Source organism: Nocardioides luteus (assembly GCF_015752315.1).
GTDB lineage: Bacteria > Actinomycetota > Actinomycetes > Propionibacteriales > Nocardioidaceae > Nocardioides.
This window is the reverse complement of record NZ_JADOVJ010000001.1, coordinates 1,249,087-1,275,309: the sequence shown is the minus strand read 5'-3', so window position 1 is coordinate 1,275,309 and position 26,223 is coordinate 1,249,087. Positions and strand designations below refer to the sequence as shown.

The 26,223-nt window shown below is 71.2% G+C and carries 21 protein-coding genes; 10 read left to right on the top strand and 11 right to left on the bottom strand.

Annotation, left to right across the window (positions count from 1 at the left end; all coding sequences use genetic code 11):
• Positions 1–5 precede the first annotated feature (5 nt).
• The 3 genes from HD557_RS06100 to HD557_RS06090 are packed head-to-tail and all read left to right on the top strand — an operon-like array spanning position 6 to position 3,214.
• Positions 6–1,301 carry a TRAP transporter large permease gene (locus tag HD557_RS06100; RefSeq protein ID WP_196873240.1) on the top strand — a complete coding sequence of 432 codons (1,296 nt, stop codon included), beginning with the start codon at positions 6–8 and terminating at the stop codon, positions 1,299–1,301.
• A 48-nt stretch (positions 1,302–1,349) separates the two neighbouring features.
• A complete protein-coding gene (locus HD557_RS06095; RefSeq protein ID WP_196873239.1) occupies positions 1,350–2,399 on the top strand; it encodes a TRAP transporter substrate-binding protein in 1,050 nt (349 codons plus the stop codon).
• Entirely contained in the window at positions 2,396–3,214 is an 819-nt protein-coding gene (locus HD557_RS06090) for an NAD-dependent epimerase/dehydratase family protein (RefSeq protein WP_196873238.1), read from the top strand. Before HD557_RS06095 ends, HD557_RS06090 begins: the two co-directional genes overlap by 4 nt.
• 4 nt (positions 3,215–3,218) lie before the next feature.
• Here HD557_RS06090 and HD557_RS06085 read toward each other — a convergent pair whose 3' ends face one another.
• Positions 3,219–3,905, bottom strand: coding sequence for a FadR/GntR family transcriptional regulator (locus HD557_RS06085; protein ID WP_196873237.1), 687 nt, complete (start codon positions 3,903–3,905; stop codon positions 3,219–3,221).
• A complete protein-coding gene (locus HD557_RS06080; RefSeq protein WP_196873236.1) occupies positions 3,902–5,023 on the bottom strand; it encodes an L-talarate/galactarate dehydratase in 1,122 nt (373 codons plus the stop codon). Before HD557_RS06080 ends, HD557_RS06085 begins: the two co-directional genes overlap by 4 nt.
• Before the next feature lie 76 nt (positions 5,024–5,099).
• On the opposite strand from HD557_RS06080, the gene HD557_RS06075 reads away from it, so the two are divergent.
• The 3 genes from HD557_RS06075 (at position 5,100) to HD557_RS06065 (ending at position 8,872) form a co-directional block, all read left to right on the top strand.
• Positions 5,100–6,347: an alpha-hydroxy acid oxidase gene (locus tag HD557_RS06075; RefSeq protein WP_196873235.1), complete on the top strand. Its 1,248-nt coding sequence runs from the start codon at positions 5,100–5,102 to the stop codon at positions 6,345–6,347.
• 32 nt (positions 6,348–6,379) lie between these two features.
• Complete coding sequence (locus HD557_RS06070) at positions 6,380–7,777, top strand: FAD-binding oxidoreductase (protein ID WP_196873234.1); 1,398 nt, start codon at positions 6,380–6,382, stop codon at positions 7,775–7,777.
• A 102-nt stretch (positions 7,778–7,879) separates the two neighbouring features.
• Positions 7,880–8,872 (top strand): NAD-dependent epimerase/dehydratase family protein, encoded by a 993-nt coding sequence (locus tag HD557_RS06065; protein ID WP_196873233.1) that lies wholly within the window; start codon positions 7,880–7,882, stop codon positions 8,870–8,872.
• On the opposite strand, the gene araA is transcribed toward HD557_RS06065, so the two are convergent.
• The 5 genes from araA to HD557_RS06040 form a co-directional block, all read right to left on the bottom strand.
• On the bottom strand, positions 8,848–10,374 hold the full coding sequence (araA, locus tag HD557_RS06060; protein ID WP_008362273.1) for an L-arabinose isomerase: 1,527 nt from the start codon (positions 10,372–10,374) through the stop codon (positions 8,848–8,850). The two genes, HD557_RS06065 and araA, sit on opposite strands and share 25 nt — an antisense overlap.
• 45 nt (positions 10,375–10,419) lie before the next feature.
• Entirely contained in the window at positions 10,420–11,109 is a 690-nt protein-coding gene (locus HD557_RS06055; protein WP_196873232.1) for an L-ribulose-5-phosphate 4-epimerase, read from the bottom strand.
• Complete coding sequence (locus tag HD557_RS06050) at positions 11,109–12,743, bottom strand: xylulokinase (RefSeq protein WP_196873231.1); 1,635 nt, start codon at positions 12,741–12,743, stop codon at positions 11,109–11,111. The genes HD557_RS06055 and HD557_RS06050 overlap by 1 nt, the downstream gene beginning before the upstream one ends.
• A gap of 242 nt (positions 12,744–12,985) precedes the next feature.
• Entirely contained in the window at positions 12,986–14,002 is a 1,017-nt protein-coding gene (locus tag HD557_RS06045) for a LacI family DNA-binding transcriptional regulator (protein ID WP_008362271.1), read from the bottom strand.
• A 43-nt stretch (positions 14,003–14,045) separates the two neighbouring features.
• Positions 14,046–14,681, bottom strand: coding sequence for an endonuclease (locus HD557_RS06040; protein ID WP_231380194.1), 636 nt, complete (start codon positions 14,679–14,681; stop codon positions 14,046–14,048).
• Positions 14,682–14,813: 132 nt separating this feature from the next.
• On the opposite strand from HD557_RS06040, the gene HD557_RS06035 reads away from it, so the two are divergent.
• Positions 14,814–15,758: an SDR family oxidoreductase gene (locus tag HD557_RS06035; RefSeq protein WP_196873230.1), complete on the top strand. Its 945-nt coding sequence runs from the start codon at positions 14,814–14,816 to the stop codon at positions 15,756–15,758.
• A gap of 63 nt (positions 15,759–15,821) precedes the next feature.
• Here HD557_RS06035 and HD557_RS06030 read toward each other — a convergent pair whose 3' ends face one another.
• Together HD557_RS06030 and HD557_RS06025 are read right to left on the bottom strand one after the other, a co-directional pair.
• Complete coding sequence (locus tag HD557_RS06030; RefSeq protein WP_196873229.1) at positions 15,822–17,141, bottom strand: TIGR01777 family oxidoreductase; 1,320 nt, start codon at positions 17,139–17,141, stop codon at positions 15,822–15,824.
• 105 nt (positions 17,142–17,246) lie between these two features.
• On the bottom strand, positions 17,247–18,395 hold the full coding sequence (locus HD557_RS06025; protein WP_008362267.1) for an acyl-CoA dehydrogenase family protein: 1,149 nt from the start codon (positions 18,393–18,395) through the stop codon (positions 17,247–17,249).
• 333 nt (positions 18,396–18,728) lie between these two features.
• Here HD557_RS06025 and HD557_RS06020 point away from each other — a divergent pair, with 333 nt between their 5' ends.
• From HD557_RS06020 to HD557_RS06010, 3 genes are all read left to right on the top strand, one after another.
• On the top strand, positions 18,729–20,420 hold the full coding sequence (locus HD557_RS06020) for an MSCRAMM family protein (protein WP_040756618.1): 1,692 nt from the start codon (positions 18,729–18,731) through the stop codon (positions 20,418–20,420).
• Positions 20,421–20,533: 113 nt separating this feature from the next.
• Positions 20,534–21,478: an alpha/beta fold hydrolase gene (locus HD557_RS06015; RefSeq protein WP_008362264.1), complete on the top strand. Its 945-nt coding sequence runs from the start codon at positions 20,534–20,536 to the stop codon at positions 21,476–21,478.
• Positions 21,479–21,598: 120 nt separating this feature from the next.
• Positions 21,599–22,573, top strand: coding sequence for a 2-hydroxyacid dehydrogenase (locus HD557_RS06010; protein WP_196873228.1), 975 nt, complete (start codon positions 21,599–21,601; stop codon positions 22,571–22,573).
• Here the strand turns inward: HD557_RS06010 and HD557_RS06005 are convergent.
• Together HD557_RS06005 and HD557_RS06000 are read right to left on the bottom strand one after the other, a co-directional pair.
• Entirely contained in the window at positions 22,524–23,816 is a 1,293-nt protein-coding gene (locus tag HD557_RS06005; RefSeq protein ID WP_008362261.1) for a hemolysin family protein, read from the bottom strand. The genes HD557_RS06010 and HD557_RS06005 overlap by 50 nt on opposite strands.
• A gap of 90 nt (positions 23,817–23,906) precedes the next feature.
• On the bottom strand, positions 23,907–26,216 hold the full coding sequence (locus tag HD557_RS06000; RefSeq protein WP_196873227.1) for an FdhF/YdeP family oxidoreductase: 2,310 nt from the start codon (positions 26,214–26,216) through the stop codon (positions 23,907–23,909).
• Between the last annotated feature and the right edge of the window lie 7 nt (positions 26,217–26,223).

Below are 26,223 nucleotides of genomic sequence, written 5' to 3'. Positions count from 1 at the left end.
CCCCCATGCCTATCGATCCCCTCGCCATCGCCATCCTGCTGGGCAGCTTCGTCGTCCTGATCCTGCTCCGCATCCCCGTCGCCCTGGCCCTCGCCCTGGCCGCCCTCTTCGAGGCCCTCTACATCGGCCTCCCGCTGACCGTCGTGGGCCAGCGGATGGTCGCCGGTCTCGACACCTTCGCCCTGCTGGCCATCCCGTTCTTCATCCTCGGCGGCGAGATCATGGGCGCCGGCGGCATCTCCCGCCGCCTGATCGCCCTCGCCGGACTGCTCGTCGGCTGGGTCCGCGGCGGTCTCGGGATGGTCAACATCGGCGCCAGCACCTTCTTCGGCGCCCTGTCCGGCTCCTCGGTCGCGGACGTCTCCGCGATCGGGTCGGTGACCATCCCGATGATGAAGCGGCGCGGCTACGACACCGACTACGCGGTCGCGGTCACCGTCTCCGGCGCCACCCAGGCGGTCATGATCCCGCCGAGCCACAACCTGATCATCTACTCGATGGCCGCCGGCGGCGTCTCCATCGGCGCGCTGTTCACCGCAGGCGTCGTCCCAGGGCTCCTGCTCGGTGCCTCGCTGATGGTGATGGCCTACATCCTGGCGGTCAGGCGCGGCTACCCGAAGGAGGAGCTGGTCCCGCTCGCGGACGTACCGAAGATCATCGGCGAGGGGCTGCTCAGCCTGCTGATGCCGGTGATCATCCTGGGCGGCATCCTCAGCGGCATCTTCACCGCGACCGAGTCGGCGGCGATCGCCTGCCTGTACGCCTTCGTGCTGACCTTCTTCGTCTACCGCGACCTGCCGCTCAAGGCGATGATCCCGATCCTGCAGAGCGCTCTACGCACCCTGGGCGTGGTGCTGTTCATCATCGCGGCGGCGGGAGCCTTCGGCTACTTCCTGGCGTTCCTGCAGGTGCCGGCGCTGGCCACCGACGCCCTGCTCGGCATCTCCGACAACATCGTCGTGGTCCTGCTGCTGATCAACCTGCTGCTGCTCGTGCTCGGCGCGATCATGGACATGGCCCCGCTGATCGTGATCATGACGCCGATCCTGCTGCCGGTGGCCACCGGTCTCGGCATGGACCCCGTCCAGTTCGGGATCATGCTCGTCTTCAACCTGGCCATCGGCCTGATCACCCCGCCGGTCGGCAACGTCCTCTTCGTCGGCTGCGCCATCGGACGTACGTCCATCGAGAAGGTCATCAAGACCGTCGGCCTCTTCCTCATCCCGATGCTCGTGGTCCTGCTGCTGATCACGTACGTCCCGTTCTTCTCCCTCGCCCTTCCCGATGCGCTGGGCCAATGAGCCCGGCTGTGAGCTCGGCCAAGTAGTCACCATCGAAAGGAACCAACCATGAACACCTCATCCCCCACGCCGGTCGCCCGGCGGTCCCTGTTCAAGGCCGGCGCCTTCGGTGCCGCGGCGGTCGCCGGCGGCCTCGCGCTCAGCGCCTGTGGCGGCGGGTCGCTGCGCGGCACCGGCGGAGGCGGCGGCTCGACGACCTTCAAGCTGGCCGAGACCCACCCCGACGACTACCCGACCACGCTGGGCGACAAGAAGTTCGCCGAGCTGGCCGAGAAGTACAGCGACGGCCGGATCAAGATCCAGGTCTACCCCAACGCCCAGCTCGGCGAGGAGTCCGACGCGATCGAGCAGGTGCAGATGGGCTCGATCGAGATGACCCGGATCAGCTCGGCCCCGATGGGCGAGTTCGTGCCCGCGATGGGGCTGTTCAGCCTGCCGTACCTCTTCGACGACGCCGACCACCTGTGGCGCTTCCTGGACAGCGAGAACGGCAAGAAGCTGCTCGGCGAGGCCGAGGGCGCCGGCTTCAAGGGCCTGGGCTACTTCGACCCCGGCGCCCGCAGCTTCTACACCTCCCAGAAGGCCATCAAGGCACCGGCCGACGTCAAGGGGCTCAAGATCCGGGTGCAGGAGTCGCAGGTGCAGATCGACTTCGTCAAGGCCCTGGGCGGCTCCCCGACCCCGATGGACTACGGCGAGGTCTACAGCTCGCTGCAGAGCGGCCTGCTCGACGGTGCCGAGAACAACGAGCCGTCCTACTACTCCGCCTCCCACTACGAGGTCGCGAAGAACTACACCCTCGACCGGCACATGCGCGTCGCCGAGGTGCTGCTCATCAACAAGGACGTGTGGGACGGGCTCGACCCCGCGGACCAGGAGGCCCTCCAGAAGGCCGCCGACGAGGCCGCACCGTTCCAGCGCGAGAAGTGGGACGCCCAGGTCGAGGCCGACCTGGAGAAGCTGCGCGGCGAGGGTGTCACGATCAACGAGATCACCGACCTCGCCCCCTGGCGCGAGGCGACCAGGTCGGTCATCGAGAAGCACGGCGCCGACCTCGGCACCTACATCGACGCCGTCGAGGAGCTGCGCAGCGCATGAGCCAGGTCGTACTGATCACCGGGGCCAGCGGTGGCGTGGGTCGGATGATGCGCACCCGGCTCGCCCGTGAGGGCCGGGTGCTGCGCCTCCTCGACGTCGTACGTCCCGAGGACCCCGCCGAGGGCGAGGCCGTCGAGATCATCGAGGCGTCGGTGACCGACGCGGCCGCGATGCGCGCCGCGTGCGAGGGCGTCGAGGCGGTCATCCATCTGGGTGGCATCAGCGTCGAGGCGCCCTGGGACGGCATCCTCTCGGCCAACATCGACGGCACCCGGGTGGTCCTGGAGGCCGCCCGGGACGCCGGGGTGGCGCGGGTCGTGCTCGCCTCCAGCAACCACGCGGCCGGCTTCTACGACCTCGACAACGCCCCCGAGGGTGGGCTCCCCGCGGACGCCTTCCCCCGACCCGACACCTACTACGGGGTCAGCAAAGTCGCGATGGAGGCGCTCGGCAGCCTCTTCCACGACCGCTACGGCATCGACGTGACCGCGCTGCGGATCGGCTCGTGCTTCGAGAAGCCGTGGGACCGCCGCTCGCTGTGGACGTGGATGTCGCCCGACGACGGTGCCCGGCTCCTCGAGGCGTGCCTGGCCACTCCCGAACCCGGCTTCCGGGTGGTGTGGGGCATCTCCCGCAACACCCGGCGCTGGTGGTCGCTGGCCGAGGGCGAGGCGATCGGCTACCACCCGCAGGACGACTCCGAGATGTACGCCGCGGAGCTGCTCGGCGACGCGGTCGACGACGGCCCGCAGGGGCCCGAGGAGCGTCTGGCGGGCGGGAAGTTCTGCTTCACCCCACTCGGGGAGCACATGTAGCGGCTCAGCTGCTCAGCAGCCGCCGGCGGGTGCTGCCCAGATGCACCCGCATCGCTGCCCGGGCGGTGTCGGCGTCACCGGCGAGGATGGCGGTGGCGATGTTGTCGTGCTCGCGCTGCACCCGCTCGACGTGGAGCGCGTCGCTGGGCGAGTAGGCGTCGCCGAGCCGGGTGCGCGGCAGCATGATCATCATCGGGCCCAGCGAGTCCATCAGGTCGAGGTAGAAGCGGTTTCCGGTGGCGGCCGCGACGGCGCGGTGGAAGGCGAAGTCGGCCTCCACCGCGCCGTCGGGATGCGCGGTGGCCAGCGCGGCGAGCGCCTCCTCGATGGTGCGCGAGCCCTGCTCGTCGAGGTGGGCGGCCGCCAGGGCCGCCGCCTCGCACTCCACGCCGAGCCGGAAGTCGACCATGTCGAGCACGTCGTGCTGCGTACGGATCGCGGAGGACTCCAGCGCGAACGGCGAGGGCGCCGGGACCGCCAGGACGAACGACCCGCGGCCCTGGAAGGTCTCGACCAGGCCCTCGGCACGCAGGCGGGTCACCGCCTCGCGCGCCACGGTCCGCGACACCCCGTACGTCGCGACCAGGTCGGACTCCGAGGGCAGCTTCGCCCCCGGGGCGAGGTCCCCGGCGAGGATCTGGTCCTTGATCCCGGAGACGACGCGGTCGGCGAGCCCGGCGCTGAGAGTCATGCCGAGAACTTAGCCATCTCCACGGTGAGCTTGCGCATCTGGTCGCTGAGCGTGAAGCCGAGTCCCGGGCGGTCCGGGACCCACATCCGGCCGTCGTGGATGTCGATGCGCTCCTCGAAGAGCGGGTTGAGCCACTCGAAGTGCTCGACCCACGGCTCGGTCGGGTAGGCCGCGGCGAGGTGCAGGTGGATCTCCATCGCGTAGTGCGGCGCGAGCGCGAGGCCGGCGTGGGCGGCGAGCGTGGCGAACTTCAGGAACGGGGTGATGCCGCCGATGCGCGGCGCGTCGGGCTGCACGATGCCGCGGTAGCCGGCGTCGATCAGCGCCATATGCTCCGGCACCGAGGTCAGCATCTCGCCGGTGGCGATCGGGGTGTCGAACGTACGCGACAGGTCGGCGTGGCCGACCGCGTCCCAGGCGTCGAGCGGCTCCTCGATCCAGATCAGGTCGAACTGCTCGAGCTCACGGCACATCCGGCGGGCGCGGGCACGGTCCCACTGCTGGTTGGCGTCGACCATGAACGGGGTGTCGCCGAGGTGCTCGCGCAGCGCGGCGACGCGACGCAGGTCCTCGGCCCAGTCGGGCTGGCCGACCTTGATCTTGATGCCGCCGATGCCGGCCTCGAGCGAGGCGGTGGCCTTCTCCTTGATCTCCTCGACGCTCGCCTGGAGGAAGCCGCCGGAGGTGTTGTAGACGCGGCAGGAGTCGCGGTGGGCGCCGAGGAGCTTGGCCAGCGGCAGGCCCGCGCGACGTGCCTTGAGGTCGTAGAGCGCCACGTCGAGAGCGGCCACGGCCTGGGTCGCCACGCCGCTGCGGCCGACCGAGGCGCCGGCCCACATCAGCGACTCGTAGATCTTGGCGATGTCGGAGGGGTCCTGACCGATGGCGACCTCGGCGATCTCCTTGAGGTGGGCGTACTGCGCCGGGCCACCGGCCCGCTTGGAGTAGCTGAAGCCCATGCCCTCGAACCCCTGCTCGGTCCTCACCTCGACGAAGAGCAGGACGGTCTCGGTGAGCGGCTTCTGCCGCCCGGTGAGCACCTTGGCGTCGCTGACCGGGTTCTCGAGCGGGAGGACGACGTGGGAGAGCGTCAGTGACGTGATGCGGTCGGCGGCCATGGCGGGATGCTCCTCGATGGGCTAAGTTGTATGACAAGTGAAGAACTTATCCGATGAGTGATGAGGAGTCCAGAGCGTGGCCGCCGATCCCCACGTTGTCCGGCAAGTCGTCCGGCAGGTCCCCCGATGGCGCGACCTCGCGCCCTTCCTGCGCCCGCGTCCGTTCCGCTGGCGCGCGGCCGACCGCCGGCTGGCCCGCTGCCTCGGCGTCGACGACGTGGAGCGGGCCGCCCGCCGGCGGGTGCCGGCGGCGGTCTGGGACTACGTCTACGGCGGCTCGGACGCCGAGCACGCGATGCGCCGCAACCGGGAGGCCTTCGACCGCGTGGAGCTGCGGCCCACCGCCTTCGGCCAGGTGGGTGAGCCTGAGGTGCGTACGACGATCCTCGGACGGCCCGCGGCGGCACCCATCGTGCTGGCGCCGACCGGCTACACCCGGCTCAGCCACCACACCGGCGAGCGGACGGTCGCCGCGGCGGCGGCCGCAGCCGGGCTGCCCTACACGCTCTCGACGTACGCCACGACCTCGATCACCGACGTCGCCCGCGCCGCCCCGCAGGGACGCAACTGGTTCCAGGTGTACCTGATGAAGGACCGCTCGGTGACGCTCGAGCACCTTGCCGAGGCGGCCGAGCAGGACTATGAGGCGCTGATGCTGACCATCGACACGACCGTGACCGGGATGAAGCGCAAGGACAAGCTCAACGGGTTCGCGATCCCGCCGCAGCTGAGCCTGCGTACGTTCGCGGGCATGGCCCGCCACCCCGGCTGGGTCGCGAACATCCTGACCACCGAGCCGCTGCGGTTCGCGACCTTCCCCGAGGGGTCCCACTACGGCCGGTGGGGGATGTCCAACGAGCTGCGCGAGCAGGCGATCCGGCCCTCCGACATCGGCTGGCTCAAGGAGCACTGGGGCGGCCCGGTGGTGGTCAAGGGCGTGCTCTCGGTCGCCGACGCGGTCGCCTGCGTCGAGGCCGGGGCCGATGCACTGGTGCTCTCCAACCACGGCGGCCGCCAGCTCGACCGGGCGCCGGTGCCGCTCGAGCTGCTGCCGGCGGTGGTCGACGCGGTCGGCGACCGGACCGAGGTGTACCTCGACTCCGGCGTCCGCTCCGGCGGCGACATCGCGGCGGCACTCGGGCTCGGCGCCCGCGGCGTGCTGATCGGCCGCCCCTATCTCTACGGCCTGATGGTCGGTGGCCGGCAGGGGGTCGACGCCACTCTGACGCTGCTGGTCGAGGAGCTGCGGCGGGCGATGTGCCTGCTCGGCACCCCCGACATCGCCGCGATCGGCCCCGAGCACGTACGTCTGCGGTCGGCATGACCGTCTCCCCCACCCGACCCGAGGAGCACCCGATGACCGACCTCGTCCACGACCTGCGCACCGCCCTGGGCGAGAGCGCCGTGCTGACCGACCCGGCCGACATGGCGGCGTACGTCACCGACTGGACCGGCGTCTTCACCGGCACCGCCCTCGCGGTGGTGCGCCCGGCCTCGACCGCGGAGGTGGCGACGGTCGTCCGGCTGTGCGGCGCGGCAGGGGTCGGGGTCGTCCCGCAGGGTGGCAACACCGGCCTCGTCGGCGGCGGCGTGCCCGACTCCGCCGGCGACCAGGTCGTGCTCTCGCTCGGCCGGATGCGGCGCGTCCGGGAGGTCGATCCCGTCGCCGACACGCTAACCGTCGAGGCCGGCACCCCGCTGGCGACCGTGCAGGAGGCGGCCGCGGCCGCCGGGCGGCTCTTCCCGCTCTCGCTCGGCTCGGAGGGCTCGTGCACCATCGGTGGCACGATCGCCACCAACGCCGGCGGCACCGCCGTGCTGCGCTACGGGATGATGCGCGACCTGGTGCTCGGCCTCGAGGTCGTGCTCCCCGACGGCCGGGTCTGGGACGGGCTGCGCCCGCTGCGCAAGGACAACACCGGCTACGACCTCAAGCAGCTCTTCATCGGCTCCGAGGGCACCCTCGGCGTGGTCACGGCGGCGGTGCTGCGACTGTTGCCCGCGACACCGCGCCGGGCGACCGCGTTCGTGGCGCTCGAGTCGGTCGAGGCCGCCACCGCACTGCTTCCGCTGCTCCGCGAGCACGGCGGTGGCCAGCTGTCCACCTGGGAGCTGCTCGGGCGCCAGGCGCTCGACCTGGTCCTGGCCCACCTGCCCGGAGCCCGTGACCCGTTCGCGGACCGGCACGAGTGGTACGGCCTCGTCGAGCTCGCCGGCACCTCCGCCGACGTCGACGAGCGCCTCGAGTCGGCGCTCGAGGCAGCAGCCTCGCACGGGCTTCTTCTCGATGCGGTCGTCGCCGGCAGTCCCGCCCAGCGCGAGTCGCTGTGGGCGCTGCGCGAAGGGGTCTCGGAGGCCCAGAAGAGCGAGGGGGCGACCCTCAAGCACGACGTCACCGTCCCGATCACGGCCCTGCCCCGGTTCGTCGCCGAGGCCGGCCCCGCGCTCCTCGCCGCGCTGCCGGGGCTGCGGCTGGTGACGTACGGCCACATCGGGGACGGCAACCTGCACTACAACATCTCCGCGCCCGTCGGCGACGACCCGGCGCTGAGGCGGGAGGCCGCCGCCCTGACCCGGATCGTCTACGACGCCGTCACCGCGCTCGGTGGCAGCATCTCCGCCGAGCACGGCATCGGCGCGCTCAAGCGAGATGCGGCGGCTGCGTACAAGACGGGTGTCGAGGTCGACCTCCTGCGCGCCGTGAAGCAGGCGATCGACCCCGACGGGGTGATGAACCCTCGCAAGATGCTGTGAGTCGGACAGCGCGGTGCGGGCTGTGATCGGTCTTCCGGTCTCGAGGATCTGCCTGCAGCAGAACCGCTTGCCGCGTGGTGTTCGCGGTGATTGCGTGTCCTCATGCGAATCCTGGTGCTCGGCGGCACGGTCTTCCTCTCCCGCGCAGTGGCGGAGTCGGCGGTACGCAGCGGTCACGAGGTGGTCTGCGCAGCGCGCGGCCGGTCGGGGACCGTGCCCGAGGGCGCGGAGCTGGTGCCGTGGGACCGCACCGAGACACCTCCCTCCACCCTGACGACTGCGAAGTTCGACGCGGTCGTCGACGTGGCCCGGATTCCCTCGTGGGTTCGCTCTGCCGTCGGCGCCTTCAGCGAGGCCCACTGGGTCTTCGTCTCGACCATCAGCGTGTACGCCGACCACAGCACCCCCGGCGGCACTCCGGACTCGCTCCCTGTCCTCGCTCCGGCGACGGACGACATCGAGGATGACGACCCCGATGCGTACGGCTCGATGAAGGTCGCCTGCGAGGAGCTCGTCCGCGCCGGTGCGGCCTCAGCCACCATCGTCCGCCCCGGCCTGATCGTGGGCCCAGGAGACCCCAGCGGCCGGTACTCCTACTGGCCGCGGCGCCTGGAAGCCGGCGGCGAGATCCTCGCTCCCGGCTCGCCCGACGACAGCACCCAGGTCATCGACGTACGCGACCTGGCGGACTGGATCCTCCGCTGCGCCACCAACCGGGTGGACGGCACCTTTGACGCCACCGGTCCGTCGATGCCGATCAGCACCCTGCTCACCGAGACCGCGAGCGGCGTCGGCACCGCCCCGACCTGGAGCTGGCTCCCCCAGGACTTCCTCCAGGCGAACGACGTCGACCCCTGGTCAGGCCCCGGCTCGATCCCGCTGTGGCTCCCTCGCCCCGAGTACGACGGGATGCTCGCCCACGACACCACCTCGGCCATGGCAGCCGGCCTCACCACCCGCCCGATCGCCGAGACCGCCCGCGACGCCCTCGCCTGGCTGCAGGCCACCCCCGATGCGTACGTCACCGGCATCTCGCCGACCCGCGAGGCCGAGCTCCTCGACGGATGGCGTCAGAGCCCCTGGGCGACCCGGTAGAACACCTGGTTCCAGCGCACCTGGTCGGCGAAGCCGCGCCGGGTGGTGGACTCGTCGATGACCAGCAGCTCGGTGCGGGCGATGTTCGCGAAGACCTCGAAGGCCTCGATCCCGGCGGCGGTCGACATCACCGTGTGGTGTGCGCCGCCGGCGGTCAGCCAGGCCTCGGCCGAGGTCGCGAAGTCGGGGCGCGGGGTCCACACGGCCCGGGCGACCGGGAGGTTCGGCAGGGCCTCGGTCGGCGGAACGACGTCGACGACGTTGGCGGTCAACCGGAAGCGGTCGCGCATGTCGGCCAGGGACACCACCACGGCACCCTCGACCGAGTCGGCGTCGAAGACCATCCGGACCGGGTCCTCGCGGTCGCCGATCCCGAGCGGGTGGATCTCGACCCGCGGGGTGGAGGTGGTCAGCGAGGGGCAGATCTCGAGCATGTGGGCGCCCAGGATGACCTCCGCGCCGGGCGTGAGGTCGTAGGTGTAGTCCTCCATCAGGGAGGCGCCGCCGGGCAGCCCCTCCCCCATCACCTTGGCGGCACGCACCAGCACCGCGGTCTTCCAGTCACCCTCGGCGCCGAAGCCGTAGCCCTTGCTCATCAACCGCTGCACGGCGATGCCGGGGAGCTGGCGCAGGCCGCCGAGGTCCTCGAAGTTGGTGGTGAACGCCTTCGCGTCCCGCTCCACCAGGAACGCCTCCATGGCGATCTCCTGACGGGCGGCATACCTCAAGGACTCGTGGCGTTCGCCGCCCTTGCGGAGCTCGGGGACCACGTCGTAGAGGTCCTCGTACTCGGCGACGAGCGCGTCCACGGCGGCCTCGTCGACGGCCTCGACGGCGGCCACCAGGTCGTTGACGCCCCAGGTGTTGACCGAGACGCCGAAGCGCAGCTCTGCCTCGGTCTTGTCACCCTCGGTGACCGCGACGTTGCGCATGTTGTCGCCGAAGCGGACCAGGTTGAGCCCATGGGTGGCGTCCCAGCCGGCGGCGCCGCGGACCCAGGTGCCGACGCGGCGGGTGACCGCCGGGTTGGAGACGTGGCCGACGACGGTGGTGCGGGCGACGCCGAGGCGGGTGGCGATGTAGGCGTACTCGCGGTCGCCGTGGGCGGCCTGGTTGAGGTTCATGAAGTCCATGTCGATCTCCGACCAGGGGAGCTCGACGTTGGCCTGGGTGTGCAGGTGCAGCAGCGGCTTCTGCAGGGTGTCGAGACCGGCGATCCACATCTTGGCCGGGCTGAAGGTGTGCATCCAGGTGATGACGCCGAGGACGTTGTCGTCGGAGTTGGCCTCGAGCATCGCGCGGCGGATGGCCGCGGAGTCCTTCAGGACGGGCTTCCACACGACCTTCGCCGGTACGTCCGAGGAGGCGTCCAGTGCGCGGGCGACCTCCTGGGACTGCTCGGCCACCTGGCGAAGGGTCTCCTCGCCGTAGAGGTCCTGGCTGCCGGTGAAGAACCAGACCTCGCGGTCGCCATAGGGTTTCGGCGCTGTGGGCATGCTCATGTGGGGGTCCTTCCAGTGCTGGGTGTGGTTCGAGGACGGCGCAGCTCAGTGCTGGCCGTAGACGTTCTGGTAGCGGTCGTAGAGGGAGTCGACGTGGCGCTGGTCGATCGGCAGCGGCTGGCCGAGCTGGCGCGCGATGTGCACCGTGCGGGCGACCTCCTCGCACATCACCGCGGCCTTGACGGCGGCGCGGGCGTCCTTGCCGATCGTGAACGGGCCGTGGTTGCGCATCAGCACCGCCGGGCTCCGCGACTCGCGCAGGGTCTCCACGATGCCGCGGCCGATCGAGTCGTCGCCGATGATCGCGAACGGGCCGACCGGGATCGGCCCGCCGAACTCGTCGGCCATCATCGTGAGCACGCAGGGGATCTCCTCCCCGCGGGCCGCCCAGGCGGTGGCATAGGTGGAGTGGGTGTGGACCACGCCCCCGACCTCGGGCATGTTGGCATAGACGTACGCATGGGCGGCGGTGTCCGAGGACGGCGACCGGTCGCCCTCGACGAGGTCGCCGGCCAGGTCGCACACGACCATCGCCTCGGCGGTGATGTCGTCGTAGGCGACTCCCGAGGGCTTGATGACCAGCAGGTCCTCGCCGTCGGGGTTCGGCACCCGCTCGGAGACGTTCCCGGCGGTCCACACGACCAGCTCCCAGCGGGGCAGCTCGGCGTGCAGCGCGGCGACGCGCTCCTTGGCTTCGTCGACGGCGGCGCGAAGAGCGGTGGGGACGCCCGTCATCACTGGTCTCCTTCTTCTGTGTTCTCTGGCTTGGCGGCGAGCGCGGCCACGGCGGCACGCTCGATGTCCAGGCCGGTCTCGTAGCGCTCGAGGTAGGCCCGGAACCCGACGAGGTCGGCGGCGTCCGGCTCGACGACCTCGAGGTCGATGTCGCCGAAGACGCGCTCGGCGAGGTAGGCGCTCAGGGCGAGGTCGCTGCCGGCCGAGGCCGCCCGGGCGTACGCCGCCAGGACCGCGATCCCCCAGGCACCGCCCTCGCCGGCGGTGCGGCCGACGGCGACCGGGGCGCCGGTGGCCGCAGCGAGCAGCCGCTGGGCGACGCCCGCGGTGCGGAACAGGCCGCCGTGGGCGAACATCGCGTCGATCTCGACGCCCTGGTCGGCGAGCACGCGCATGCCGAGGGCGAGGGTGCCGAAGACGCCGTAGACCTGGGCACGGGCGAACCCGGCGAGGTCGAGACGGCTGCCGGGGGTGCGTACGAACAGCGGGCGGCCCTCGTCGAGACCGGTGATCGGCTCGCCGGCCAGGTAGTTGTAGGCCAGCAGCCCGCCGCCGTCGGGCGAGCCCTTCAGGGCGGCGGTGAGCAGGGCGCCGAAGACGGCGTCGGGCTCGCAGGGGTGGCCGAGCGCGGCGGCGAACTCGCCGAAGACGCCGGCCCAGGCGTCGAGCTCGCTGGCGCCGTTGTTGCAGTGCACCATCGCGACCGGGTCACCGGCCGGGGTGGTGACGATGTCGATGGCGTGGTGGACGGTGGCGAGCGGCTCCTCGAGGACGACCATCGCGAAGATCGAGGTGCCGGCGCTGACGTTGCCGGTGCGCTGGGCCACCGAGTTGGTGGCGACCATCCCGGTGCCGGCATCGCCCTCGGGCGGGCACAGCGGGATGCCCGGCCGGAGCGTGCCGGTGGGGTCGAGCAGCGCCGCGCCCTCGGGGGTGAGCCGGCCGGCCTCGGCGCCTGCCGGGAGGACCCGCGGGAGCAGCCCCTCGAGGCGTAGGCCCGGGTGCTTGGCGGCGGCCAGGTGACCGGCCTGCTCGAGCATCCGCTGGTCGTAGGTCCCGGTCGCAGGGTCGATGGGGAACATCCCGGACGCGTCGCCGACGCCGAGCACGTGCTCGCCGGTCAGCGTCCGGTGGACGTAGCCCGCGAGGGTGGTCAGCGAGGCGATCCGGGACAGGTGGGGCTCGTTGTCGAGGACCGCCTGGTAGAGATGGGCGACCGACCAGCGCAGCGGGATGTTGGTGCCGAAGGTCTGCGACAGCTCGGCGGCGGCGACGGCGGTGTTGGTGTTGCGCCAGGTGCGGAACGGCACCAGCAGCTCGCCGGCCTCGTCGAAGGCGAGGTAGCCGTGCATCATCGCCGAGACCCCGATCGCCCCGAAGGTCGTCGGCCGGGAGCCGTAGCGGCGCTCGACCTCGTCCCCGAGGGCGGCGACCGCACCCTGGACGCCCGCCCAGACCGCCTCGAGCGAGTAGGTCCACAGGCCGTCGGCGAGCTCGTTCTCCCACAGGTGGGACCCGGTCGCGAGGGGCGCGTGGTCGGGCCCGATCAGGCACGCCTTGATGTTGGTGGAGCCCAGCTCGATGCCGAGCGCGGTCTCTTCGGGGTCAGGCAGCTGGCCAGCTCGCTGCGTCATCACGGCTCCGTTTCTGCCCGACGGCTCGGGGTGGGGTTCGAGGCGATGTGAACGCTAACATATTACGCGGGAGTTACCTCGTGGTTCCCCGAAGAGCCTGCCGAGACGTCAGCCCCGTCGGCCGAGACGTCAGCGCCGTCGGCCGAGTTGGCGTCGCAGTGCCACCTCGCCCGACCTGAGTGACTCCTCGCCCGACCTGGGTGACGTCTCGGCCGACGTTCGTGACGCCTCGGCGGTATCGATCAGCTCGGCCTGTGGGCAGCCGAGGACCGCACGACCAGCTCGGGCTGCAACAGCGGCGGCACCTCGACGGTGCCCTCGGCGATGGCCTTCGTGGCCACCTCGACGGCGAGCTCGCCCAGCGACGCGAAGTCCTGCCGGACGGTGGTCAGCGGCGGCCACAGGTACGCCGCGTCCGGGACGTCGTCGAAGCCGACGACGCTCACGTCCTGCGGGACCCGGCGGCCGGCCTCGTGGAGCGCCCGGATCACCCCGAGCGCCATCGAGTCGTTGGCCGCGAAGACCGCGGTGACCGACGGATCCCGGGCGATCGCGGCACCGGCCTCGTAGCCGCTGCGGCTCGACCAGTCACCGAAGATCTCCGGGCCCGGTCGGGCGTCGGCGTCGCGGAGCGCGGCCAGCCAGCCCTCCCGGCGCTGTCCTGCGTCGATCCAGCCGACCGGACCGGCCACGTGGGCGATGGTGCGGTGGCCGAGGTCCAGCAGATACTGCGTGGCCAGCACGGCTCCGGCGCGCTGGTCGATCCCCACCGAGCGCACCCCCTCCGGCGGGTCGCTGTGGATCATCACGACCTCGACGGTGGACGCGATCTGGGCGACCAGGTCCTCCAGCGACTGGTGGGAGACGCCGAGGAGCACGGCCTCGACCGCGTCGTCGAGCAGCGCCTCGATCGCCCCCTCCGCCGAGGTGGCGTCCAGGTGCGGCACCGGGCTCAGGATGATGTCGTAGCCGGCCCGCTGGCCGGCCTGGTGCACCGAGGCGGCCAACGTGCCCGGCCCGTACAGGTGCGGCTGGGAGTAGAGCAGGCCCAGTCGACCGGACCGCCGCGTCACCAGAGCCCGCGCCGACTTGTTGCGCCGGTAGCCCAGCTCCTCGATCGCCGCCAGCACCCGGTCGCGGGTGTCGCCGCGTACGGCATCGGAGCCGTTGACCACCCGGGACACGGTCTGGTGCGAGACCCCTGCCCGGGCCGCCACATCCGCCATGCTCGGCGCGTTCTTCGACTCCCCGTGAACCATGCGGTGATCCTAAGCGGGATCACCCAGGACGGGTGGGAGGCCCTCAGCTCACCTCGAGATCGGGAAGCCCGTGACGCGCTCGGGTGAGCGCTGCCGCGAGCGGGGCGCAGCGCCCGTCGGGGACCAGCGAGGCGAGCTCGTCCGGGTCCTCGGGCAGGCCGAGCTCCCCGGCCTGCTCCAGGAGCGGACCGTCGAGGAAGGGTGACAGCGCGGGCCACACGTCCTGCACCTCGCGACAGAAGATCCGGGCTCCGACCGGGCCGATGCGGGGTGACGAGGTGAGCGCGTCGATCAACGCGTCGGCGTCGTCGCGGGACGTGGGACGGAGCCGGCGGAGGTCACCGCGGTGGGTGTCGAGCAGCCACTGCGCCTGCTCCTCGAGCTTGGTCGCGGTGCTCTCGTCGTAACGGCGGTAGTGCGCCCGCCCGAGGGCGTCCACGCGCTGCTGCCAGGTGGAGTCGAGCAGCCGGTGCGGCGTACGCCAACCGGCGGCCGAGAGCTCGCGCGCCGCGGCGACCGCGATGTCGGCCGTGATCCGGGTCGAGGAGAGCATCGCCAGGACGAGCAGCCGGTAGAGCGGCGACGGCTTGTCCCGGAGCCGGATGCCGGCCTCCTCGGAGTACGTGGTGCCGGCGGCGTCCAGCAGCCGCCGCACCAGGTCGAGCTCCCGTCTGCTCACCCTGCCGACGTACCCGCCCGGCGCCGGTCCCATGCGCGGTCTCCGGAGGCTGGGATCGGCAGACCCTGGATAGATGCCGAGGGGCGACCGAGGATGGATTCGACCCCAGAGCCCTTCTGAAGGAGCAGCCCGATGCCACGCCGACCCATCGACATCACGATCCCGGACCTGTCCGGCCGACGAGCCCTGGTCACCGGAGCCAGTGACGGCATGGGGCTGGTGATGGCCACCCGGCTGGCGGCAGCCGGGGCCGAGGTCGTCATGCCCGTACGCAACGCCGCCAAGGGCAAGAAGGCGCTGGCCACGATCCGCGAGCAGGTCCCGGAGGCGAGCGTATCGCTGCGCGACCTCGACCTGTCCTCGCTGGCGTCGGTGGCGGCGCTCTCCGAGATGCTGCTGGGCGAGGACCAGCCGTTCCACGTGATGATCAACAACGCCGGCGTGATGACCCCGCCGGAGCGGCAGACGACCGCCGACGGGTTCGAGCTCCAGCTCGGCACCAACCACCTCGGCCACTTCGCCCTCGTCGCCAAGATCCTGCCCCTGCTGCGGGCCGGGCAGGCTCGGGTGACGTCCCAGGTCAGCATCGCCGCGAGGCGGGGCGCGATCAACTGGGACGACCCCAACTGGGAGCAGAGCTACAACGTCATGAGGGCCTACAGCCAGTCCAAGGTCGCCGTCGGCCTCTTCGGCCTGGAGCTGGACCGGCGCAGCCGGGCGGGCGGCTGGGGCATCACCAGCAATCTCTCCCACCCCGGCGTCGCCCCGACCAACCTGCTGGCCGCGCGACCCGAGATCGGACGTACGACCGACACCTTCTCCGTACGCATGATCCGCTGGCTCTCGGCCCGCGGGATCCTGCTGGGCACCCCCGAGACCGCCGCCCTTCCCGCGCTGCTGGCCGCGACGTCGCCCGAGGCCACTGGCGGCCGGATGTACGGCCCGAGCGGGCCGGGGAACCTCGGCGGCGCGCCCGCTGAGCAGACGCTCTACCGGCCGATGGTCAGCGCCGAGGACGCCGCACGGCTGTGGGAGGTCTCCGAGCGCCTCACCCGGGTTGCGCTGCCGACGCCCTGAGCGGCCCCGGAGCTGCATGCGGGCCATCGGGCGGGGCTGCTGCTCGACGGCGGGGCCCGCGCCTCATCGCCCGAGCACGTGACGCAGCGCCGCCTCCAGCGTGGGGTGGCGGAACTCGTGGTCGCTCCCGAGCGCGGCCGGCTCGACCCGCTGGCTGGCCAGCGCCATCTCCTCGGCCCCCTCCTTGCCGAGCAGGAGCCGCGGACCGAGGGCCGGCGTGGGCAGGAGCGCGGGCCGGTGGAGGACGTGCGCGAGGGTCTGCGCGTAGACCCGGCCGGTGACCGGCTCGGGCGCGACCGCGTTGACCGGACCGTCCAGCGTCTCGTCGAGGAGCGCGCGGTGGTAGATGTCGACCAGGTCGTCGATGCCGATCCAGCTCAGCCACTGCTCGCCGCTCCCGAGCCGCCCGCCCAGACCGGCCGCGAAGAGCGGTCGCTGCAGCCGCAGCGCTCCGCCGGCGGGCGTCTGCACGATCCCGGTCCGCACGTTCACCACCCGCGGCCCGTCGACCCGGCTCGCGTCCTCCCAGTCGGCGACCACGTCGGCGAGGAATCCCGCGCCCGGCGCCGAGGTCTCGGTGAGGACCTCGTCACCCCGGTCGGCGCCGTAGATCCCGATCGCGGAGGCGCTCACGAAGGTCGGTACGCCGCTGCGGGCCGCCACCTCCGCCAGCCGTCGGGTCGGCTCGATCCGGGAGTCGCGGATGGCCGCCTTGTGCGCCTGGGTGAAGCGGCCGGCGATGGACGCCCCCGCCAGATGGACGACCGCGTCGACGCCGTCGAGGAGATCCGGTGCGGGCGCGGACGGGTCCCAGCGACGCTCGTCCTCACCTTCCGGCGCATGCCGGACCAGCCTGATCACCCGATGCCCGCCGGTGGTGAGAAACGGGACCAGGGCGCGCCCGACGGTCCCGCTCGATCCGGTGACCGCGACGGTGAGGCTCTTGCCCGCTGCGTACGTCCGGTGGTGGGCGGCCAGGTCGGCGGTCAGCTGGGCGTGGCGGTAGCCGAGCATCCGGTCCACCATCTTCCCGAGCACGTTGGTCTCGATCCGGTCGGTGACCAGCGTGGCGTCGCCGGAGGCGGCGAACTCGTGCCGATGGGTCCACGACAGCGGGCGCAGCGAGGCGAGCCGGTCGGTGAACAGCAGCGGCGGGTCATAGGAATCGGGGTCGTGGCGAGCCACCCAGTCGACGCCGCGGCCGAGCGAGAGCACCGCGGTGCCGTCGGCCAGGTCGGTCGCCTCGACCCGCACCTTCCCGGGCGTCCACGGCGGCATCAGCCGGTGGATCGCTCCCGGACGCCGATGCCACTCGAAAACCTCCTCGAGCGGCGCCTCGACACGTGTCGTCAGCGAGTGGACCCGGACCAGCGGCGACGTCATGCCTGAAGCCTTGCGCGGATGGGGCCGCCGGACAACCTCCCTGGTCAGGTGTCGGTGAAGTCGTGGCGCCGGCGCTCCGGGGAGGCAGCCCGGAGCGCCCAGAGGTCACCCCTGGAACTCCTTGACCATCTGCTTGGCGATGATCAGCTTCTGGATCTCGCTGGTGCCCTCGTAGAGCCGGAACAGCCGCGCGTCGCGGTAGAACCGCTCGACCGGCACCTCTCGCATGTAGCCCAGGCCGCCGTGGATCTGGACCGCACGGTCGGCGATCCGGTCGACCGCCTCGGTACAGAACAGCTTGCACAGCGACGGCGCCGTGCGGCGGTCGCTGCCGTCGTCCCAGCTGCGGGCGGCCTCGAGCACCATCGCGCGACCGGCGTACGCCTCGGTCCGGCTCTCCGCGAGCATGGCCTGGATCAGCTGGAACTCCGCGAGCTTCTGGCCGCCCTGGCTGTTGGTCGTGGCGTGGCGCAGGCTCTCCTCGATCAGCCGGTCGGCCAGGCCGACGGTGAGCGCGGCGATGTGCAGCCGGCCCTTGGCCAGCGACCGCATCGCCGCGGAGAAGCCCTCGCCCTCGACCTCGCCGACCAGGTTCTCGGCGGGCACCCGGACGCCGTCGAGGAAGATCTCCGAGGTCACCGAGCCGCGCTGGCCCATCTTGTGGTCGCGCGGGCCGATGGTGACGCCCGGGGTGTCGGTCGGCACCACGAACACCGAGATGTTCTTCGCGCCCTCGGCGAGGTCGCCCGTGCGGGCGAAGACCATCAGCAGATCGGCCCAGATCGCATTGGTGATGAAGCGCTTCTGCCCGTTGATGACGTACGCATCACCCGCACGCACCGCGCGCGTGCGCAGCCCGCTCGGGTCGGAGCCGGCCTCCGGCTCGGTCAGCGCGAACGAGGCCACCAGCTCGCCGCTGGCCAGCCCCGGCAGGTACTGCTGCTTCTGCCGCTCGGTGCCGCAGTTGACCAGCACCTGGCCGGCGATGCCGTTGTTGGTGCCGAACATCGACCGGAACGCCGGCGTCGTCCAGCCGAGCTCCATCGCCAGCCGCACCTCCTCCGACATGGTGAAGCCGAGACCGCCGTACTCCTCCGGGATGGCGTAGCCGAACAGCCCCATCGCCGCGGCCTGCTGCCGGAGCCGGTCGGGGATCTGATCGGTCTCCTCGATCTCGTCCTCGGCCGTGACGACCTCCTTGCGGACGAACGCGCGGACGGCGTCGAGGATCGCGTCGAACTCGTCGGGCTCCATGGGTGCTCCTTCGTGCGGGGGTCGGGGCGTAGGACGAGTATGTCGGCGAACCGGCCGACCACGCGACGGTGGGCCTCAGCCCGGGCGCCTACAGCAGTTACCCGATCTTCGGCATGCGCTGATACCCCGGGCGGGATAACGATCGAATCACGAGGACCGAGCATCGAGCCCCCAGCCGATGCCCTGAGCCTCTGAAGAAATCGATCCGTCCAGGCCGCAGCCGCACGCGCCGACGGGAGCCCGCATCTGGGAGCGGACCCACCATCCCACGTAGACAGCGACCGCGAGGTCTCTGAAAGGGGACACGCCATGCGCTCGATACCGAGCCCACTCATGCCTCGCGCCCGAAAGCCGAGGTTCATCAAGAAGCTGGCGGCGCTCAGCGCCACCGCCCTCGTCGTCACCACACTCGTCTCCTCCGGCGCCTCGGCGTCCCACCCCGAGGCCAGCCTCGCCGGCAGCAACTTCGAGATCGACGTCGACGCCAACCTCAAGGTCGACGACCCATCACCGTCCACCGACTGGGCGGGCGTCAACGAGATCCGCGCGACCGACAAGGTCAACGGCACCGGCGACAACTCCTACGCCGGCGGCGTCAAGGAGGACACCTCCTGTCCGAGCGAGGTGACCGACTCGATCCCGCCGAACAAGAGCGACCTGCTGAGCTTCCACGTCTACCGGGAGGCCGGCACCGGGTCCCACCCCGGGTTCCTGAACCTCGCCTGGAGCCGGGTCAGCGACCCGAGCGGCACCACGCTGATGGACTTCGAGTTCAACCAGTCCAGCACCAAGTGCGCCACCGGCCCCAACGTCGTCCGCACCGTCGGTGACCTGCTCATCGAGTACGCCATCGACCAAGGTGGCTCCCGCGCCGACATCACCGCACGCCGGTGGACCGGCTCCGCCTGGGGTCCGACCACCGACCTGGACGTCCCCTCCGCCACCTGTGGCGGCGCCCCGTGCGCGGCCGGCACGATCAACTCCTCGACCATCCCGGCCGCGGAGTCCGACGGGCTGATCGCCTCCGGGTCGAAGCAGGCACGGACCTTCGGTGAGGCGCAGATCGACCTGCGGCTCCTGTTCCAGCCCAACAAGTGCACCTCGTTCGGCAGCGCGATGCTGAAGAGCCGTTCCTCGGACTCCTTCACCTCGCAGCTGAAGGACTTCGTGGCACCGGTCGGGATCAACCTGCAGAACTGCGGCCAGGTCATCATCCGCAAGCAGACGCAGCCCGACGAGGACCCGAACTCGACCGACTTCGGCTACACGAAGTCGTTCGGCACCGACCCCAGCTCGGCGAACACGTTCACGCTCAAGGACGACGGGGTCAAGGACTACGGCAAGACCGTCCTCTTCGGCAGCGGCTACACGGTCGTCGAGGACGTGATCCCGACGAACTGGGCGTTCGTCAGTGTGAACTGCAATGCCAGCACGGGGGTCACGCCGAGCATCAACGGCGCGACCGTGACCTTCGCGATCGACAGTGACACCGACGTGCTCGACTGCACCTACACCAACCAGCTCCAGCTCGGAGCACTGAAGATCCTGAAGAACAGCACCAAGGGCGGAGCGGTCGCCAACGCCGGAGCGGTCTTCTCCTACGACGGCACCAGCGTGACCGACAACGGCACCGGTGACGAGGATCCCGACGTCGGCGAGGTCTGCGTCTCCGGCCTCTCGCTGGGCGACTACGACGTCACCGAGACGTCGCCGCCGCCCGGATACGCCGACGCCCCCGGAGGTGCACAGACCGTCACCGTGGTCACCGGCACCAACTGCACCGACAACCAGCCGACCGGTGCGGCGGTCGCGACGTTCACCAACGCGCCGCTCGCCGACATCCAGGTCAACTTCCGTGACGGCGGCTCCGGCGAGACCAGCCTGACGTCGCTGACCTGCGAGAACACCGGCACCACGCCGGACACCGGCACGGCGAGCGGCTGGGACGACACGGTGACCCACGAGGGCATCGCGATCGACCCGTCGCCGCGGACGATCACCTGCACCATCGTGATCGATCCCTGATCCCCCACTCCCACCCCACCGCGGGGCCGTCCGGTTCACCGGGCGGCCCCGTCACGTCCGGCCACCGGCGTGGCTGCAACATGCTCGAAATCCGTGGCGACTAGCGTGCGATCATGACGCGGGCGATAGAGCAGCAGTCCCGGGTGGTCCACGGTTACCGACGTGCGTACCGCATCGGCGGAGAGGGCTCCGCGATCATGTTCATCCACGGGATCGGCGACAGCTCGCGCACGTGGGACGAGGTGCTTCCCCTGTTCGCCGAGAACCATCTCGTCATCGCTCCGGACCTCCTCGGGCACGGCGACTCCGACAAGCCACGCGCCGACTACTCGATCGGCGGGTTCGCCAACGGCATGCGCGACCTGCTGGCGGTGCTGGACGTGGAGCGGGTCACCCTGGTCGGGCACTCGCTCGGCGGCGGCATCGCGATGCAGCTCGCCTACCAGTACCCGCAGCTGGTCGAGCGGATCGTGCTGGTCTCCAACGGCGGCTCCGGACGGAGTGTCTCGACCTGGCTGCGACTCGCGACCCTGCCGTTGGCCCCGGAGCTGCTCAAGCTGCTGCGGCTGCCGATCTCGCGGCCCGCGGTGTCCACCGCCCTCGCCCTGCTGCGCCGCGTCGACCACGACCTCGGCGTCGACGCCCCGGACCTGACCAGGATCGTCGACGCGCTGCCCGACGGCCCCTCCCGCCAGGCGTTCGCCCGGACCCTGCGCGCCGTCGTCGACTGGCACGGCCAGGTCGTCACGATGCTCGACCGCAGCTATCTGGCCTCGGACGTCCCGATGCTGATGATCTGGGGCGACCGCGACGGTGTCATCCCCTACCGCCACGCCGCGCAGGCGCAGGCGGCACTTCCCCTGGCCGCGCTCGAGGTGTTCCACGGCGCGGGCCACTTCCCCTTCCGGTCCGACCCCGAACGGTTCACGAAGGTCGTCGAGCAGTTCATCCACGACACCGAGCCCGCGACCTGGGACCAGCAGGCATGGCAGAAGCGGCTGCGTACCGGTCCCGGACCGGAACCCGATGCCCCCGCCACCCAGGTCGTGAGCGAGTAGCAGGCCGGCCGACGCCATGCCCCTGCCGCATCGGTCGATGCCGTCCTGATGTTGGACGCGCATCACGGTCCCGACCTAGCCTCGGGATCCCGATGTCGTCGAAGCCTCGAGGAGAAATCCGTGAACCGCCGCATCCTCCAGGTGGGACCGCTCAAGCCGTCGCTGGCCGCGACCCTCACCGAGACGTACGACGCCCTGGCTCTCCCCGACGACGACACCCGGGCCGCGTTCCTCGCCGAGCACGGCGCCTCGATCGGTGCCGTGGTGACGACGGGACGCACCGGCGTACCGGCCGACCTGATGGCGCAGCTGCCCGCGCTCGGTGCCGTCATCAACTTCGGGGTCGGCTACGACACCACCGACGTCGGGGCCGCGGCCGCGCGCGGGGTGCTGGTCGCCAACACCCCCGACGTGCTGACCGACTGCGTGGCCGACACCGCGATCGGCCTCGCCATCGACACCCTGCGCGGGCTCAGCGCCGCCGACCGGTTCGTACGCCGCGGCGACTGGCCGCGGGTCGGCGCCTATCCGCTGACCCGCAGGGTCTCGGGCAAGCGGGTCGGCATCCTCGGCCTGGGCCGGATCGGCCGGGCGATCGCGACCCGCTTCGAGGCGTTCGGCTGCCCGGTCTCCTACCACTCCCGTCGCGAGGTGCCCGGCTCCCGCTACGCCTACGCCGCCTCCCCCGCCGAGCTCGCCGCCGACGTCGACATCCTGGTGCTCGCCACCTCCGGCGGCAGCGGTACGCAGCACCTCGTCGACCGCACGGTCCTCGAGGCCCTCGGGCCCGAGGGCTACCTCGTCAACATCGCGCGCGGCTCCGTGGTGGACCAGGACGCGCTGGTCGAGCTGCTGCTCGAGCGCCGACTCGCCGGCGCCGGCCTCGACGTCTACACCGATGAGCCCGAGGTCCCCGAAGAGCTGATGCACCTCGACAACGTGGTGCTCCTCCCCCACCTGGCCAGCGGGACCGTCGAGACCCGCGCGGCCATGGAGCAGCTGACCCTGGACAACCTCGACCGGTGGCTCGCCGACGGGACCGTCCTCACTCCGGTGCCGGAGGTGTCGCCTCGGGGTGCAGCGCGATCTCGGTGACCCGGTTGCCGTTCCGGGCGGCCACCTCCAAGGTGACGCCCGGAAGAGCCAGCACCTCACCGACCTGCGGGATGTGGCCCAGCCGCGAGATGAGGTAGCCCGCGACGGTCTCGTAGCCACCGTCCTCGAGCTCGATACCGGTGGTGTCCGCGAAGTCCTCGATGGTCATCGCTCCGTCGACCCGGGACAGGTCGCCGTAGTCACGGATGCGCGCCTCGCCGTGGTCGTACTCGTCCTGGATGTCGCCGATCATCTCTTCGACGAGGTCCTCCAGGGTCACGATGCCGTCGGTGCCGCCGTACTCGTCCACGACCATCGCCAGGTGGGTGCCGCCCTCGCGCATCGTGGCGACCGACGGGATCACCCGCTTGCTCCCGGGCAGCGCCAGCACCGGACGGCAGATGTCGCGGATCGTGCGCTGGTCGGTCGCGGCGACACCGAGCAGGTCGCGTACGTGCAGGAACCCGAGGATGTCGTCGAAGCCCTCACCGGTGACCGGGTAGCGGGAGTAGGGCAGGTCGCGGACCGTCTCGGCCGCCTCGGGAAGCGGCATCGAGGCCGGCATGAAGGTGACGTCGCCGCGCGGGCGCATCACCTCCTTCAGCGTCGTCTCGGTGGTGGCGAAGACGTCGCGGAGGATCCGGCGCTCGTCCTCCTCGAGGTCCCGGTTGGTCGAGACCATCTCGCGCAGCTCCTCCTCCGAGACCTCCTCGGCCGAGGCCTTGGGGTCACCCCCGAGCAGGCGTACGACGGCGTCGGTGGAGACCGACAGCAGCCAGATCACCGGCCGCATCACGCTGGCGAACCGGTCCAGCACGGGCGCCACGGCCAGCGAGATGCCGGCGGCCTTCTGCAGCGCCAGCCGCTTGGGCACCAGCTCGCCCAGCACCAGGGAGAGGTAGGCGATGAACAGGGTCAGCACGATCAGCGCCGTGGTCTCGGCGAGCGCCTCCCCCATGCCGAGGCGCTCGAGGTAGGGCGCGACGTCCGGAGCGATCGTCGAGCCGCCGTAGGCAGCGGAGAGGAAACCCGCGACGGTGACCCCGATCTGCACCGCGGCCAGGAAGCGGTTGGGGTTGCGCGCCACCTCGGCCACCCGCGCTCCACGAGACCCCTGCCTCTCCATGGCCGCCAGCTGGCTCTCCCGCAGAGACACGAGCGCCAGCTCGGTCGCGGCGAAGACGCCGCCGACCAGCACGAAGACCAGCACCAGCCCGAGCGCGAGGAATGTCTGGCTGTCCATCAGGCCCGCTCACCCCTCGTGTCGAACGCAGGTGAGCGGTAGGAACTTCGAGGCCTCTTCACGAGTACGAATCTACAGCCATGCTGCGCGTCAGCCGGACTCCGCTCCGGCGCGCTCGAGCCGAACCACGACCCCCTTCGACGTCGGGGTGTTGCTCCCCTCGGCGACGCTGTCGAGCGGCACCAGGACGTTCGTCTCCGGATAGTACGCAGCCGCCGACCCACGGCTCGCCGGATAGGCGACCAGGGTGAACCCGGGCGCCCGCCGCTCCACGCCGTCCTCCCAGACCCCGACGATGTCGACGCGGTCACCGTCGGCCAGCCCGAGCTCGGCGATGTCGGCCGGGTTGACCATGACGATGCGACGCGCGTGGTGGATGCCGCGGTAGCGGTCGTCCATGGCGTACGGGATGGTGTTCCACTGGTCGTGGGAGCGCAGCGTCTGCAGGATCAGATGGCCCGGCGGGGCCTCCAGCCAGGTCAGGTCGTTGCGGGTGAAGACCGCCTTGCCGCTCGGGGTGCGGTAGACACCGGAGTTGACCGGGTTCGGGAGCACGAAGCCCTTCGGGTCCTTGATCCGCTCGTTGAAGTCCTCGAACCCCGGCACGACCCGGGCGATCCGGTCCCGGACCCGGGCGTAGTCGGCCTCGAAGTCCGCCCAGCGGATGCCGTGGCGGTCACCGATCGTGGCCTTCGCCAGACGCGAGACGATCGCGACCTCGCTCAGCAGGCTCTCCGAGGCCGGCGGGAGCTTGCCGCGGGTGGCGTGCACGGCGCTCATCGAGTCCTCGACGGTGACGAACTGCTCGCCGCTCGCCTGGACGTCGATGTCGCTGCGGCCCAGCGTGGGCAGGATCAGAGCCGTCTCGCCGACCACCGTGTGGGAGCGGTTGAGCTTGGTGGAGACCTGGACCGTCAGCCGGCACTTCCTGAGTGCGGCCTCGGCGACGTCGCTGTCCGAGATCGCCCGGACGAAGTTGCCGGCGACGCCCATGAAGACCTTCGCCCGCCCGTCCCGCATCGCGCGCACACCGTCGACCGAGTCGTACCCGCGCCTGCGCGGCGGGTCGAACCCGAACTCGGCGCCGAGCGCGTCGAGGAAGGAGTCGGGCATCTTCTCCCAGATGCCCATCGTCCGGTCGCCCTGCACGTTGGAGTGGCCGCGGACCGGGCAGACGCCCGCGCCGGGCTTGCCGATGTTGCCGCGCAGCATCAGGAAGTTGACCACCTCGCGGATCGTCGGCACCCCGTGCTTGTGCTGGGTCAGCCCCATCGCCCAGCAGACGATGACCGAGCGGCTGGCCAGCACCTGCTCGTGGACCGCCTCGATCTCCTCCCGGGTCAACCCGGTGGCCTCGAGCGCTTCCTTCCAGGTGATGGTGCGGGCGTGCTCCGCGAAGGCGTAGAACCCGGTCGTGTACTCGGCGATGTACTCCCAGTCGAGCACGCCGCCGCCGGCCTCCTGGTCGGCCTCGAGCAGACGGCGGTTGAGCATCTGGAACAGCGCGAGATCACCGCCGGGGCGGATCTGCAGGAACTGGTCGGCGATCTCGGTGCCACGGCCCACCACGCCGCGGACCTTCTGCGGGTTCTTGAACCGCATCAGGCCCGCCTCGGGCAGCGTGTTCACCGCGATCACCCTGCCACCGCGCTGCTTGGTCTCCTCCAGCGCCGAGAGCATCCGCGGGTGGTTCGTGCCCGGGTTCTGCCCGACGACGAACACCAGGTCCGCGCTGTAGATGTCCTCGAGCTGCACGCTGCCCTTGCCGATCCCGAGCGTCTCGTTCAGCGCCGAGCCGCTCGACTCGTGGCACATGTTCGAGCAGTCCGGCAGGTTGTTGGTGCCGTACGCCCGGGCGAAGAGCTGGAGCAGGAAGGCGGCCTCGTTGTTGAGCCTGCCCGAGACGTAGAACATCGCCTCGTCGGGAGAGTCCAGGCCGTTGAGCTCCTCGCCGATGGTCCGGAACGCGTCGTCCCAGGTGATCGGCTCGTAGTGGGTCGCCCCGGGCCGCTTGACCATCGGCTCGGTCAGCCGGCCCTGTTGGTTGAGCCAGTAGTCCGACCTCCCATCGAGCTCCGCGATCGAGTGCTGCGCGAAGAACTCCCGCGTCACCCGGCGCGAGGTCGCCTCGTCGGCGATGTGCTTGGCACCGTTCTCGCAGTACTCGTTCCGGTGCCGGTGCCCGGGCTCCGGCCATGCGCAGCCCGGGCAGTCCATCCCGCCGGTCTGGTTGAGGTTCAGCAACGTCAACGCCGTACGCCGCACCGAGGTCTGCGTCAGCGAGTACTCGATCGCCTTCCGCACCGCCGGCACACCGGCGGCCCAGGTCTTCGGCTCGGTGACGCTGAGCGCGTCCACCGGATCCTCCACGGAGTACGCGCCGTCCGCGTCTCGCTTCACCACAACC